Source organism: Flavobacterium hydrophilum (genome assembly GCF_003202405.1).
Lineage (GTDB): Bacteria > Bacteroidota > Bacteroidia > Flavobacteriales > Flavobacteriaceae > Flavobacterium > Flavobacterium hydrophilum.
On the sequence record NZ_QJHL01000003.1, the window covers coordinates 93,744 to 107,724 of the forward strand.

Sequence of the window (13,981 nt, forward strand, 5' to 3'; positions counted from 1 at the left end):
TATCTCTCTGAATAATATATTTGGATCTGAAGAAAAATGATGACGAACCTGATCATCAGTAAAATTTAGTTTTCTGGAAATTGAATTTACTTTTAAATAGAACCAGTTTAAACTAACACTACAAGTAAAATCTTCAAAATATATTTCGCAATCTTTGCCATCCAAAAAAATAACAAAAACAATTTTTTATGAGCAAGACTAAACTTATCATCAATAAAAACGGATCAATCAAAATTGAAGGCGATTTTGAAATCATGGATTCAGAAGGAACAGTTTACGGATTACAGGGAAGATCTGCCTTAGGCCTTTGCCGTTGCGGATTATCTGCCAACAAACCTTTTTGCGATGGAGGACACAGAAATAATTTCGAACATGACTCAGTTGCGTTTGATTTGCCTCCGATGAAAACGAATTAAGAAATTCTTTCCAGACATAAAAAAAGCGGCAATTTTAAATGCCGCTTTTTTTAGTTTTTACAATTGTTATTTAATCAATAATGGGGCTGATTTAAAAATATAATAACTAAGAATTTCAGTTATTTCTTTTTCATTTAATATTTTGCAGTCAGTTTCTTTTATTGCTTCTTTTTCATCCATCATTGAACGCATTAAAATTAATTTAAATACTTCTGATTTTTTGTTTAAGGTAATTTCAGAATCTTTTAAAATGAATTTTTCATATGCATGAACCATATTCAGCCAAATTTCAATTTCATTATCTGGATTTCTATCTCGTTTAAAGTTTGTAATGGTTTCCTCCAAAGAAATTTTATAGACATCAGCAAAGGTTGCTTGAATCTTTTTTATTTTTTCAATTTGCTCGTGGGATAATTCATTATGAATTATGGGACCTTGATTTATTTCATTTGGGTTAACAGTCTTTATGTTTCTGTTTTTTTGAAATTGTTTATAGCAGTAAAAAGCTACAACAATGATTAGTAAAATAATCATTATACTCTGTAATTCATATTGGGTTTGTTTGTTTAATTCTGAATTTTTCTTTCTAAATATAAAGTTCCCCTTTCATCGTAATAATCGAAGAACCGCCCACCAAAATATCATTTTCCCGATTCATCACTTCGATCAGCGAAGGCTGGTTTAATTTGACACCCTGCAGAATTTTATATTCAGTGTTAGGTTTCGTAAATTTCTTCTGGGTTAAAAAACCAATTAAAGGACCTGCAGCCGTTCCTGTGGCAGGATCTTCATAAATTCCGATTACAGGATTGAAGAATCGGGCCTCGGCGATGTTATCTGTATTTTGATTTGAAATGGTAAAACAATAATATCCTTCTGATTGATATTCTTTTGAAATTTCAACCAAAAGCTTGTGGTCAGGAACGATGCTGTTTAAAATCTGACTGTTTTTTACAGGAACCATTGTATGGGCAACTTCGGTTTTTACAATCGTTGGTACGAAATCATTGCTGTCTAAATCTTCGATTTTTAACCCAAGTGCCACAGCTAATTTATAGGTAGGAATTTCTTCTTTGACAACAGCTGGTTTTTGATGCATTTGTACAACAGGATCATAAGTAACCGAATCGAAATTTACCGTTAACGGAATCGGGGAATGTTTCATGATTACAAATCGATTGTTTTCTGATTGTTCGTCAAAAATGGGCATTTTTTTAAGCAAAGCCCCGCAGACTGCGCCCAATAAATTATGTCCGGCACCGTCAATTTCAATTCCGGTTGGGGTAAACGACCGGACATTTAATGCCTTTTGCTCCTTTGAATAGTAAACAAAAGAAGTTTCAGAATAACCAAATTCTTTAGAAATATCCTGATACGTTTCCAGTGCTAAATTTCCGGTAGTGAAAACAACAGAAAGTGGGTTTCCTTTATAACTTTCGTTTGAGAATACATCTAAAACATAATATTCTAATGCCTTTCTTTCGGTCATACTTTCCTTTTTTAGAGCTGAAATCTTTTTTTAAAGGAATAAAATTACAGTTTATTCCTGTATTTCACTTATAGGATTAGTCATTCAGGTGTTATTTTAGTATTACTTTATGATTAAAAGTTCGCTTTACCAATTTAAAGCATTCTTTTTTGTTCAGCACTTATTTTTATAGCTTTTTCAAGTCTTGAAAGTCTGGTTTTTTCCTGTTTGGCACTCATAATTACATGGATTACTACTCTTTTGTAGGATGGTGCCTGTTTGTCAAAGAAATCCCAGGCAGGTTTATTCGCTTTGAATTGTTTTTCAAATTCAGGATCGAGAATATAAGTTCCTTTTTCGTGTGAATAAATTCGGGAGCGTTCTTCAGATCTGAATGCGAAAGCTTTTAGACCGGTTTCAGTCATCAGTCCGGATTTTGTAAGTTCTTCGACTTTTTTAATATTGATAGCACTCCAGATGCTGGATTTCTTTCTAGGGGTAAACCGTATTGTATAACTTTCTTCGTCAATAGTTTTTCGAATGCCATCGATCCAGCCAAAACAAAGTGCCTGATCTACAGATTCTGACCACGACATTGATGGTTTTTTACTTTTAACTTTATAGTAACCAACTACTAATTCGGTTTCGGTTTGGTGATGTTTTTCGAGCCATGTTCTGAATTTTTCCTGGGTTGGGAAGAAGGTGGGTTTCAATAGTCTGGAAAATTTTGAGTTGAATGCTAAAATAATATACCTGCATTTAACAAAACTACGAATTAATCGGAAATGGATTGATTTGTAAATAATGAGTTTTTAAATGAAATTTTGTGGTTGGATATTATTTTAGATTTACATGGTTTTTGAAAATTTTCTTTATAATTAATAATGCTGCAATTGAAACAATTAGGTTTGAAAACAGATAAAATTCAAAAATCCCTTCACAACCAACTATTTCCAGAAGTGTCACTATTAAAAGCAGTATTGAGAAAAATGAATTAAGCCAGGCAATTAAAACAAGTAAGAAGATTTTTAATTGTGCAGAAAACCATTTTTTAATAAAAGAGATTATTATTGCCAGAATTCCTAAAGCTGCAATAATCCAGCAGCTATAGATAAAAATCGTGAGAGTAGTAAAACCCTGAAACCATCCGGGACTTTCAAAGAAATAGATAAAAAATATTAATACAGTCCAAATATTAGTGATTAAAAGAGAAAATATTAAACTTTTGTATACGGTTTCTTTCATGTTTTGTTTTGGTTTAAGGGTTAGAATTTTGAATGAGCAAAACAAAATCTTTGCCAATTATTATTTTTCTTATGAAACTAAGAACGCGTTAGGGATAGAGCCTTTTGCAGGCGAAGCAAAGCAAAAGATAAAGCCGAAAGCCCGGCCCGGAAGGAAGCGCCCAAAATATAATTGTACTAATTGTTATTTTGTAGGGAATAACTATATATTTGTGAGAAAAAATTAAACCCAAATTAAATGAAAATTTTAAAAAAAGTAATGTTTTTAGCTTTTGCCGTTTTTGCATTAGCGTTGTCGTCTTGTAGTAGTGATGATTCATCAGATGGGAATCAAACAGAAACAGATTATATTAAGTTTAAATACAAAGGAACGACTTATACTTTTGATTCCGGATATCAGAGTACATTAACCTTAGATGTTATAGGTTCAGAAGGGATAGATAATACATACAAACAAATTGCATTGTGGATGCCTTTGAATGCTTCAGTAGGAAGTCATCCTGTTGTTTATGATTTATCAAATATGACAACAACTTATCAGGCAAGTTTTACTTTCATGGGGACAGACAATACTTTTAATGCAACATCAGGAACTATCAAAATTACAGCTAATAATAATGAAAGAATTGAAGGGACATTTAATTTTTCCGGAACTTTGAATGGAGAAACAGTTCAGGTTACTGATGGGAAGTTTAGTATAGCTCAATTTTAAAAAATAAAGAATTCTAAGTAATTTGAACAGTGGTAATCGAAAGGTTACCGCTGTTTTTTTTATTAAGTCTTTCAATCCTGAATAACAATTAGATTTGCAATTCTTTCATACCCAACAGTTTCTTATATTTGCAAACTATATCAAAGCATACAAATCATGGCAAAAGGACCGGAAAAAAATACAAAAAACAAGGCGCTGCATACCAAACTGCTAAACCGGAAAAAGGCTAAAATTCAAGAAGAGAAGAAAGAACGCGCTTTGCGGTTGAAAGCTTTAGTAGCAAAAATGAATGAAAAGAAGAATAATGACGGCGGTGTCATATAAATCAGATTGTATTTCTTTTCTGTTTTATTTTAATTCAACTTTGCAAAACAATCCCTAAACACAATCAAAATGGAAGAATTCGGTAGAATAATAGTTTCTGAAACGGCTATGAATAGTGAAAATCCGCAGGATTTAATTCACTCTAATATTTCGGTAATTAATTTAATGCGCGAGGAAGGTGTTGATGACGAATTTATTCACGAAGATGCATTGTTGAGTTATTATCTGGACTATTATACTTCAAAATATACTGAAGGGAATTTTGCAAAATTTGTATATGATTCCCGATGGAATAAAGAACTTAATGAACTTATAGAAGAAGGTCTTGCGCTGATTGGAGCCGAAAAGCATTTGGAATTATTTCAGACACAGGCTAAAAGAGTGAAGTTACTGAGCAGTGTAAAAATTGGTAAATTCTTAAACGGAAAGTTTGAAGGCGTAAACCCAACAAGGGATTTATTAAACAACAATGCATTTTTTGAATTAGATGAAAATCTGGTTGAACTAAACGCTGAATTCTTAAAAAATCATCCTGATTTTGAAGTACTTTCTGTAGAGGATATTTTTTCAGCTTTGGAGGAATATGTTGGACATGAGATAAAACGTGCTTAATTCCTGTTGGGATTTAGATCAAATAAATTTCTAAGCACCAATTTGCTTTTTGCATTGTGGTATAACTTTATTAATTTAGCTTTAATGATTTAGCTCTATTAACAAGGTCAAAATGAAATACATATTCTGTCAGGCTTTTCTAATTTTATTTTTTCAATTGTGTTTTTCTCAAAATAAAATCAGTCTTTTTTCTGAGATTAACTACAATTCGATTCCGCCCGTTTCTTTAAATGAATATAAATCGGTTCAGGAACGTGATAAAAAGTTTCAAAATCCCAATATTGCTTTAGGAGTTGCTATTTCCGGAGGAGGTTCCAGGGCACAGTTTTTTAGTATGGGCGTGCTTTTAGGTTTAGAAGAAATTAAAGAAGACAATTCTCAGCGTAATTTTTTAAATGAAATCGATTATTTTTCAACCGTTTCGGGAGGCTGCTATTCAGCGGGTTATTATTTAACCATCCTGAAAAATAAACTGTATCAGAACCATCAGTCTTTTAATGATTTTTACTTTTCTAAAGCCGATGCTTATAAGGATTATGTGAATAAATCGGCTAGTATTTTATCACTTCTCAATAATAGTAAAAATGAAAAGGGCGATAAAATATCCATGACCCAGCAATTGGATCTGGAAGTGTTGCAATATGACAGCACAAATCCTGACAATCCTGATAAATGCAAAACTCAAATGCTTTTGTCTGATTTTTTTGTTCCAAAACAAAGCAGTCTGAACCCTTACTTGCCTATGATGGTTGCCAACGGAACTGCCTATAACAACGGCGAACGAATTGCATTTATGCCCCATGTCATTAGAGGGTTGAATATAAATTCTTCACTAGCCCCCAATAAAGCTTTGATTTGTTTAGACGAAAATCAGGTAAATGATGGTTATGATTTTCCACTTACATACGGCATAACTGCCAGCTCTGCTTTTCCGGGTGTTCTTCCAAAAACGAAATTCGGAATTAAGGGACAGGATAAAATATTGTGTATTATTGATGGCGGTGCTTCAGATAATATGGGATATAAAACTTTATTAGAACTCCTTCACAATGATTCTAAAGTAAATAATAAAAACAAAAAAGCACTTTTTATTGATTGTTTGGGGCAGGGAAAAAAAGAGCCTTACATAAATGATGAAAAAATCAAATTGATTTCTTTACTTGAAACAACTTCATTGTATACGGTTCAAACAAGATATATGACTTTTGAGAGAGATATTGAAAATGCGTTTGAAAGATATAAAATGCCTGTTTCAAATTATCAGATAATTGGATTTACTACCCTGAAAGATCATTTGCTCAAGTTGAAAAAGGATGAGGCGTATGAAAAAATAGTCACCGAACTGAAAAGTGCGGATGATGATTACGATAATTGGGTGAAATTTTATGACAAGTTCAAACAGGATTTAATAGATCAGTTTGGCGAACTCAGTTTTACACGTGATAAAGACGGCGAAATAATCCTGGCCACTTTGACCCGTGATAAGTTTAATGAATTAACAGCCGCGAACATTTTGATCTTATATGAATTTGCTTCTCATGTTGAAACAAAATTAAAAATAACACCCGAAGAAAGAGAAATGCTCTTATTGTCCGGTCGACTTGCCACTTTTTTGAAAACCAAAGAATTAAAAGAGTTATTGGCAGAAAATAAATAGTGGAGAGAAAAGGTATTTATTAAACTTATTTTTTAATGATGTTGTAAGAAATTATATATTTGGAAGCCCCAAATCCTAAAATCAACAATCATGAAAATTAAAACCTGCACAATTCTCATAGGAACTTTTTTATTTTTTAGCTCCTGCGAAAAAAATAAAAAACAAGCCATTGATGAAAATTCCACTCTGGCAGCAGATGTACAAACTGAAAATTTAAGACCGAAACCAGTCGAAAAACTTCTTTTCAAAGACAATGAAAATATAGTATTGTCTGATGAACTGGATTTGAATCTCTTAAAAAAAGCAACCGCAAATCTAAATATCAGCTATTCTGATTTAAGAATTAACGAAACAACTTCTGTAAGTTATAATGATGAAATTGCCTTTTTTGTCATCACTTCTTTAGTTAAAACAGAAGAATCGGAAAAAGAAAATACCGGAGAGGATGATCCGGGAGATTATTTTGAAAGAAAATACCTTTTTGTCAATAAAGCAGATGGAAAAATCATTGATCAGGAAACAGATTTTAATCTGAGTTATAATGAAAATGAAGGAATGAAGTTCTCAAAAACCTCTATTCTTAAAGATTTAATTCAGTTAAACGAAAATACCACAGGCGTTGCGTTTTACACCGAGGAAGCTTCAGGTAGCCGTGTCGCTTTATATTCACAGCAAAAATTCACGATAATTGCATTAATAAATGACAAAATCAAAAAAGTATTATACGAATATCCAATCAGGAAAACACAGGGAGATTCAAACGGTCGTGGCTCTTTTGAATTGGAAACTTTAGAAACAGGTTTAATAATTTCTAATGAACAAACAAATGGTTTTCTCGATTTAATAGTTTCAAAAAATTTTTCGTATGAACTTGCTGTAGAGGGAGGAGAAGAAACGGATTCAACAGAACAATCCAGTATCAAAGTAAAAAAAGAATCCGAGAGAATAAAATATAACGGTCAGGCATACGCATTTAAAAAAGACGACCGATACAGGTTTCTCGATTATAATTAAGGTTTGAACTACTAGCCTATTTAATTTAATATCTTAATACTATGAAATACTTTTTAATGATATCTATGTTTCTTTTAATCCAGTCAGACTGGACTGAAAATGTAAAAAAAGATGTAAAACGAGTAAATACTGAAGCAAAATTTGAATCAGAATTTGAGAAAAAAGATAGTGAGGGAGAAGTAAAAGTTAAAAGATACAAAACGAAGAGCGAAACTAAAATTAATGTAAAATACAAGTATGATAAATTTATGGATCTTGATTTTAGTTATTATGAAAATAAAAATTTATTGTTTGCAGAAATAGTGAACGGCAAGGATATTTTGATTTATAAAACTGAACGAAAAAAGGAAGATCCTTATGCCGTATTAATAGAAAAAATCACTTATTTCAAAAATGAAAATGAAGGAATCAGCAAAAGCAGAAGAATCGATGTTTATGAAAACAGTGATATTGAAAAATTGAAATCTGAGCTAAAAAAAATAGATTTTAAAACTGAAAAAATAGATAGTGCGGAGTATAAAAGTGTAAAAAAGCGCTGTGATCAGTTTAAAGCAACGCAAAAATAAAAAGCACTTTTGGTAGTTTTATCGCCTTTTGCTAGACTAATTTAGCTTTCCTTGCGAAAAAACTTTGCGAATCTCTCTTCGTAAACTTCGTGCAACTTTGCAAAACAACTTTTGGAACTCATTTCCCCTAAAACTTTGTCTTAATCTTAGGAAACATTTCCTTAAATTTGCTTCCGTTATAAAAAAATACAATAGTTATAAAAAACAAGCTATGTTACAAATCGCATTTATTAGAGAAAATCAGGAGAAAGTAATCAAAGCTTTAGCAAAACGAAATATCGATGCTAAAAGCGTTGTGGAAGAAGTGGTGCAGTTAGACGAAAACCGTCGTGGAGCTCAGGTAGAATTAGACAACACTTTATCTGAATCTAATAAATTGTCCAAAGACATAGGTGAGTTAATGAAAGCAGGTGAGAAAGCTAAAGCAGCAATCTTAAAAGAAAAAACGGTTTCATTAAAAGAAAAAAGCAAAGAATTAGGCGAAAAAGCAGAAGCTTTGGCAGCTGAACTGACCAATAAATTATACACCTTACCGAATCTTCCTGCTGATATCGTTCCCGAAGGAAAAACACCGGATGATAACTTAAACGTTTTTGAAGAAGGTGATATTCCGGTTTTGCATGAAGGCGCACAGCCTCACTGGGAACTGGTAAAAAAATACGATATTATCGATTTTGAATTGGGTGTAAAAATTACCGGAGCAGGTTTTCCGGTTTATAAAGGAAAAGGTGCTCGTTTACAGCGTGCCTTAATCAATTATTTTTTAGATAAAAATACAGCTGCAGGATATAATGAAGTTCAGGTACCGCATTTGGTAAATGAAGCTTCAGGTTACGGAACTGGGCAATTGCCGGATAAAGAAGGTCAGATGTATCATTCTACAATCGATGATTTGTATTTGATTCCAACAGCTGAGGTTCCTGTTACGAATTTATTTCGTGATGTTATCTTAAACGAAAGTGATCTTCCGGTTTTACATACGGCTTATACACCATGTTTCCGTCGTGAAGCGGGTTCTTACGGAGCACATGTTCGAGGATTAAACCGTTTACATCAATTTGATAAAGTCGAAATTGTACGTGTTGAACATCCTGAAAAGTCATACGAAGCCCTTGACGGAATGGTAGAACACGTAAAAAACATTTTGCAGGAATTAAAATTACCGTACAGAATTTTACGTCTTTGTGGAGGCGATATGGGTTTTACATCGGCTTTGACTTATGATTTCGAAGTGTTTTCTACAGCACAGGATCGCTGGTTAGAGATTAGTTCTGTTTCTAATTTTGAAACATTTCAGGCAAATCGACTAAAATTGCGTTTCAAAGACAAGGATGGAAAAAACCAGCTGGCTCACACACTTAACGGAAGTTCATTGGCTTTGCCAAGAGTTTTAGCCGGAATTTTAGAAAATTACCAAACTCCGGAAGGAATTGTAATCCCAGAGGTTCTGCGCCCTTACTGCGGATTTGATATTATTAATTAATTTTAGTAATTTAGAGTTAGACCTAACAGGTTTTTAAAATCTGTTAGGTCTCTTAATTGTTAAAATCCCACATTAAAAGCCGAATATGAAAAACATTTGTATCTATATCGTTTTGTTGTGGTCTACGTTTGCATCAGCTCAAAATGAGCAGTTAGCTCAATATTACTACGATAAAGGCGATTTTGAAAAAGCCAAGATCAGTTACGAACAGCTTTTAAACAGTTCACCATCCAATACCCAGTATTTTTTAAGAACAGTTGAGTGCTATCAGCAGCTGCAGCAATTTGCCAATGCTGAAAAAGCGATTCAGGAAAGATACAATAGATACAAACAAGGTGTTTTTTTGGTTGAATTGGGATATAATTTTCAGTTACAGAAAAACGAATCAAAAGCCAAAAATTACTACGACCAGGCGATTGAAAAAATCAAAACCAATCCGAATGATGTTTACGGAACCGCAAATTCATTCGAGAAAAAAGTATTGCTGGAATATGCTTTGAAAGCTTATCAGACAGCTATGGCAATTCAGCCCAATTACAATTTTAATTTTCAGATTGGAATGCTATACGGACAGTTGGGTAAAACCGATTTGATGATTGATCTTTTGCTGACAGAATCTTTTAAAAACCCTCAAAACACCAGTTTAATCCAGACACAGTTATCCCGTTTCATGAATGGTGAAAACGATAATACTGCTTTTAAAGATGCAATGCGAAAAGCCTTAATTCTGAAAACGCAACAAGATCAGGATGTTTTCTGGAATCACTATCTAAGTTGGTTTTATGTACAGCAGAAAGAATTTGGGAAAGCATTTATTCAGGAAAAAGCCATTTACAAACGTGTACCTGAATCTTTAATCAGTATTGTCAATTTGAGTCAGTTTGCACTCAATGAAAATGACACAGATACAGCGGCAGAAATTTTAAATTTCATTTTGCTCAATACTAAAGATCAGGATTTGCTGATTCGGACAAATGCCAGTCTGATGCAGATTAAAATTGATAAAGCATCCGAAATAGAGTATCCCGCAATCAGTGCTGAGTTGGAACATTTGCTTACAACTAATGGAATAACTCCTTTTACCTTATCTTTGCAAATAATTCAGGCACATTTTCTGGCATTTAATTTAAAAAAGACAGAAGAAGGTAAGGCGGTTGTAAAAAAAGCTTTAGAACTTAATTTGAATGAGTATCAAAAGGCAGATGCCAAAATGGAACTGGGTGATATTTTGCTTTTGGAAGAGAAATTCAATCAGGCGCTGATTTACTATTCGCAGATTCAGCTGGATTTAAAGAATGATGTCATGTCGCACGAAGCAAGTTTAAAAGCGGCTAAAACAAGTTATTTTAAAACTGATTTTGAGTGGGCGTTAAAACAATTCAAAGAATTAAAGTCGGCCAATACGCAATTGATAGCTAATGATGCCCTTGAATATTTTTTACTGATCAATGACAATACGGTTGCCGATTCGACACAAACAGCACTGAAACAATTTGCAAAAGGCGATTTTCTACTTTATCAGAATAAAAAACCGGAAGCAGTTGCTCAGTTTCAGAACATTCTGAAATCGTTTAAAGGACAGGAAATTGAAGCTGTAACAATGTTGCGTTTAGGTAAGATCTACGAAAGCCTGAAAGATTACAATTCGGCTTTAAGCCAATACCAGCAAGTGATTGACCATCATAGTGACGGAATTTATGTAGACGAAGCATTGTTTTTCTCTGCAGAAATTTACAATGACGAATTAAAAGATACTGAAAAAGCAAAACCTTTATATGAAAAGGTAATTTTCAACCATCAGGACAGTATTTACTTTGTTGATGCAAGAAAAAAATATCGTGGACTGAGAGGAGATAAGAATTTATAATTTAAGATTATTGGATTATAGATGTTATTTTTTTTAGGAAAGTCTAACATCTAAAATCTAACAAGTCTAACAATCTAAAAAGATGATAATATACAACGTTACTACCAATATACACGAAAGCGTTCATGACCAATGGCTAAAATGGATGCAGGAAAAACATATTCCGGAAATTCTGGCTACAAATAAATTTTCTTCAGCGCGAATTGTAAAAGTTCTGGTTGAAGAAGAAATGGGTGGAATTACATATTCCGTACAATATACAACAGAAAATAAAGATATTTTAGAGCAATATTATCTCGAAGATCAGCCTAAGTTTGACAGAGAAGCTTTGGAGTTGTTTGCAGATAAAATGCTTTCTTTCAGAACAGAATTGGAAGTTATTTCAGAACATTAAAATAGATTGCTTGAAATTCGATTTTTGGATTATTCGATATTTCGAAAAGTCTAATGATCTAAGAAGTCTAAAAATCTAAGAATCTAAAAAAGAAAATGGAAAAAGTAAAAGCCAAAAAACATTTAGGACAGCATTTCCTGAAAGACAAAAGTATTGCAAAAGCAATTGCGGATACTTTGAGCTTAAAAGGATACGATGAGGTTTTAGAAATAGGACCGGGAATGGGTGTGTTGACTAAGTATTTGCTTGATAAACCAATTAATACACACGTAATAGAGATAGACGGTGAATCTGTTGTGTATTTGGGTGAAAATTATCCAAAATTAAAAGATAAAATTATCTCTCAGGATTTCCTGAAATACAATATTAATGAAGTTTACGAAAATAAACAGTTTGCCATAATTGGAAATTTCCCTTATAATATTTCGACACAGATCGTTTTTAGGACTTTAGAGTTTAAACATCAGATTCCGGAGTTTTCTGGGATGTTTCAAAAAGAAGTTGCTGAACGCATATGCGAGAAAAAAGGCTCAAAAGCTTACGGGATTTTATCCGTATTAGCGCAGGCTTTCTATGATACTGAGTATTTGTTCACTGTTGACGAAAATGTTTTTATTCCTCCGCCCAAGGTGAAATCGGGTGTGATGAAAATGACCCGAAAGGAAGATTACAGTCTTCCGTGTGGTGAGAAGTTGTTTTTTACAGTTGTAAAAACTGCTTTTCAGCAAAGACGAAAAACATTACGTAACAGTTTGAAAACATTAAATTTAACTGATGATTTGCGATTAGATACTATCTTTGATAAACGTCCCGAGCAACTCAGTGTAGAAGAATTTATTGAACTGACTCAAAAAATAGAAGCCGATGGAGTTCAAAGTTAGCAAAGAATTAATCCACCAATTAGAAGAGCATATTGTTCAGAAAAACGACAAAGAACTTGAAGTTTTACTGAACGATCTACATCACGCTGATATTGCTGAAATCCTTGATGAACTGGATTTTGACGATGCAACCTATATTTTTAAGGTTTTAGATAGTGATAAAACCGCTGAGATTCTTCTTGAATTAGAAGATGATCTGCGTGAGAATATCTTAAGCAGACTTTCACCAAAAGAAATTGCCGAAGAGCTTGATGAACTAGAAACAAATGATGCGGCAGATATTATTGCCGAACTTTCGCAGGAAATCAAAGCAGAAGTAATCTCGGAGTTAATTGACGTTGAACACGCAAAAGACATTGTTGACTTATTGCGTTACGATGAAAATTCTGCCGGTGGTTTAATGGGGAAAGAGCTGGTAAAAGTCAATGAGAACTGGAATGTGCTGACTTGTGTAAAAGAAATGCGCATTCAGGCCGAAAATGTATCCAGAGTGCACTCGATTTATGTTGTCGACGACGAAAACCGCTTAAAAGGGAGATTGTCGCTTAAAGATTTATTAACCACTTCAACCAAAACCCAGATTGGCGATATTTATATTCGAAAATTAAATTTTGTAAATGTAGATACCGAAGATGTTGAGGTAGCACGTATCATGCAAAAATACGATTTGGAAGCGATTCCGGTTGTAGATGAGTTGGGGCGTCTTGTGGGTAGAATTACCATTGACGATATCGTAGACGTAATCAAGGATGAAGCCGATAAAGATTACCAATTAGCTGCGGGTATCACGCAGGACGTAGAATCAAATGACAGTGTTTTAGAATTAACAAAAGCGCGGTTGCCATGGCTTTTAATTGGAATGGTGATTGAAATTGTGGCTTCTTTTGTTTTAAAAGGAAACGAAAGTACGTTCCAGACTTATTCGACTTTGATTATTTTTGTGCCTTTGCTTTCTGCAACTGCAGGAAATATTGGTGTTCAGGCATCGGCAATTGTAGTTCAGGGTTTAGCAAACGGAACTTTAAAAGAATTCAGTCGAGGTTATTTTACCAAAGAAATTACCGTTTCGATGATTTCCGGAAGTATCATTTCGTTGCTTTTATTGGGTTACCATTCAATTATGTACCAGCAATATCTGGTAGGAGTGGCCATTTCGATTTCAATGATTGTGGTAATATTGTTTGCTGCAACTTTAGGAACTTTGGTGCCGCTTTTTTTACATAAAAATAAAATTGATCCTGCAATTGCAACAGGGCCTTTTATCACCACAACGAATGATGTTTTTGGAATTATGCTTTATTTTGGAGTTGCCAAAATCATTTTAGGGTTTTAAGATTCTATTA

Annotated in this window: 16 protein-coding genes; 12 read left to right on the forward strand and 4 right to left on the reverse strand. The window is 33.3% G+C overall.

What is annotated here, in order from left to right; all coding sequences use genetic code 11:
* Positions 1-188: 188 nt before the first annotated feature.
* On the forward strand, positions 189-416 hold the full coding sequence (locus DMB68_RS13400) for a CDGSH iron-sulfur domain-containing protein (protein ID WP_026984188.1): 228 nt from the start codon (positions 189-191) through the stop codon (positions 414-416).
* 66 nt (positions 417-482) lie between these two features.
* Here DMB68_RS13400 and DMB68_RS13405 read toward each other — a convergent pair whose 3' ends face one another.
* The 4 genes from DMB68_RS13405 to DMB68_RS13420 form a co-directional block, all read right to left on the reverse strand.
* Complete coding sequence (locus tag DMB68_RS13405) at positions 483-950, reverse strand: hypothetical protein (RefSeq protein WP_110347187.1); 468 nt, start codon at positions 948-950, stop codon at positions 483-485.
* Between the two features lie 52 nt (positions 951-1,002).
* Positions 1,003-1,905, reverse strand: a complete 903-nt coding sequence (locus DMB68_RS13410) for a PhzF family phenazine biosynthesis protein (RefSeq protein WP_110347188.1) — start codon at positions 1,903-1,905, stop codon at positions 1,003-1,005.
* A gap of 134 nt (positions 1,906-2,039) precedes the next feature.
* Complete coding sequence (locus tag DMB68_RS13415; protein ID WP_110347189.1) at positions 2,040-2,597, reverse strand: YdeI/OmpD-associated family protein; 558 nt, start codon at positions 2,595-2,597, stop codon at positions 2,040-2,042.
* A 124-nt stretch (positions 2,598-2,721) separates the two neighbouring features.
* Positions 2,722-3,129 (reverse strand): hypothetical protein, encoded by a 408-nt coding sequence (locus tag DMB68_RS13420; protein WP_110347190.1) that lies wholly within the window; start codon positions 3,127-3,129, stop codon positions 2,722-2,724.
* A gap of 237 nt (positions 3,130-3,366) precedes the next feature.
* Between DMB68_RS13420 and DMB68_RS13430 the strand changes: the two genes are divergently transcribed.
* The 11 genes from DMB68_RS13430 (at position 3,367) to mgtE (ending at position 13,971) form a co-directional block, all read left to right on the forward strand.
* Positions 3,367-3,840, forward strand: a complete 474-nt coding sequence (locus DMB68_RS13430; protein ID WP_110347192.1) for a hypothetical protein — start codon at positions 3,367-3,369, stop codon at positions 3,838-3,840.
* Positions 3,841-3,996: 156 nt separating this feature from the next.
* Positions 3,997-4,164, forward strand: a complete 168-nt coding sequence (locus DMB68_RS23385; protein ID WP_165830138.1) for a hypothetical protein — start codon at positions 3,997-3,999, stop codon at positions 4,162-4,164.
* A 69-nt stretch (positions 4,165-4,233) separates the two neighbouring features.
* Complete coding sequence (locus DMB68_RS13435; RefSeq protein WP_110347193.1) at positions 4,234-4,776, forward strand: DMP19 family protein; 543 nt, start codon at positions 4,234-4,236, stop codon at positions 4,774-4,776.
* A 112-nt stretch (positions 4,777-4,888) separates the two neighbouring features.
* Positions 4,889-6,433: a patatin-like phospholipase family protein gene (locus DMB68_RS13440; RefSeq protein ID WP_110347194.1), complete on the forward strand. Its 1,545-nt coding sequence runs from the start codon at positions 4,889-4,891 to the stop codon at positions 6,431-6,433.
* 90 nt (positions 6,434-6,523) lie between these two features.
* A complete protein-coding gene (locus DMB68_RS13445; RefSeq protein WP_110347195.1) occupies positions 6,524-7,447 on the forward strand; it encodes a hypothetical protein in 924 nt (307 codons plus the stop codon).
* A 41-nt stretch (positions 7,448-7,488) separates the two neighbouring features.
* Complete coding sequence (locus DMB68_RS13450) at positions 7,489-8,013, forward strand: hypothetical protein (protein ID WP_110347196.1); 525 nt, start codon at positions 7,489-7,491, stop codon at positions 8,011-8,013.
* A gap of 211 nt (positions 8,014-8,224) precedes the next feature.
* On the forward strand, positions 8,225-9,496 hold the full coding sequence (serS, locus tag DMB68_RS13455) for a serine--tRNA ligase (RefSeq protein ID WP_110347197.1): 1,272 nt from the start codon (positions 8,225-8,227) through the stop codon (positions 9,494-9,496).
* An 85-nt stretch (positions 9,497-9,581) separates the two neighbouring features.
* Positions 9,582-11,363: a tetratricopeptide repeat protein gene (locus DMB68_RS13460; RefSeq protein ID WP_110347198.1), complete on the forward strand. Its 1,782-nt coding sequence runs from the start codon at positions 9,582-9,584 to the stop codon at positions 11,361-11,363.
* Between the two features lie 82 nt (positions 11,364-11,445).
* On the forward strand, positions 11,446-11,757 hold the full coding sequence (locus tag DMB68_RS13465; RefSeq protein WP_110347199.1) for a DUF4286 family protein: 312 nt from the start codon (positions 11,446-11,448) through the stop codon (positions 11,755-11,757).
* 95 nt (positions 11,758-11,852) lie between these two features.
* Positions 11,853-12,638 (forward strand): 16S rRNA (adenine(1518)-N(6)/adenine(1519)-N(6))-dimethyltransferase RsmA, encoded by a 786-nt coding sequence (gene rsmA, locus DMB68_RS13470; protein WP_110347200.1) that lies wholly within the window; start codon positions 11,853-11,855, stop codon positions 12,636-12,638.
* Positions 12,622-13,971 carry a magnesium transporter gene (mgtE, locus tag DMB68_RS13475; RefSeq protein WP_110347201.1) on the forward strand — a complete coding sequence of 450 codons (1,350 nt, stop codon included), beginning with the start codon at positions 12,622-12,624 and terminating at the stop codon, positions 13,969-13,971. Before rsmA ends, mgtE begins: the two co-directional genes overlap by 17 nt.
* Positions 13,972-13,981: the final 10 nt, after the last annotated feature.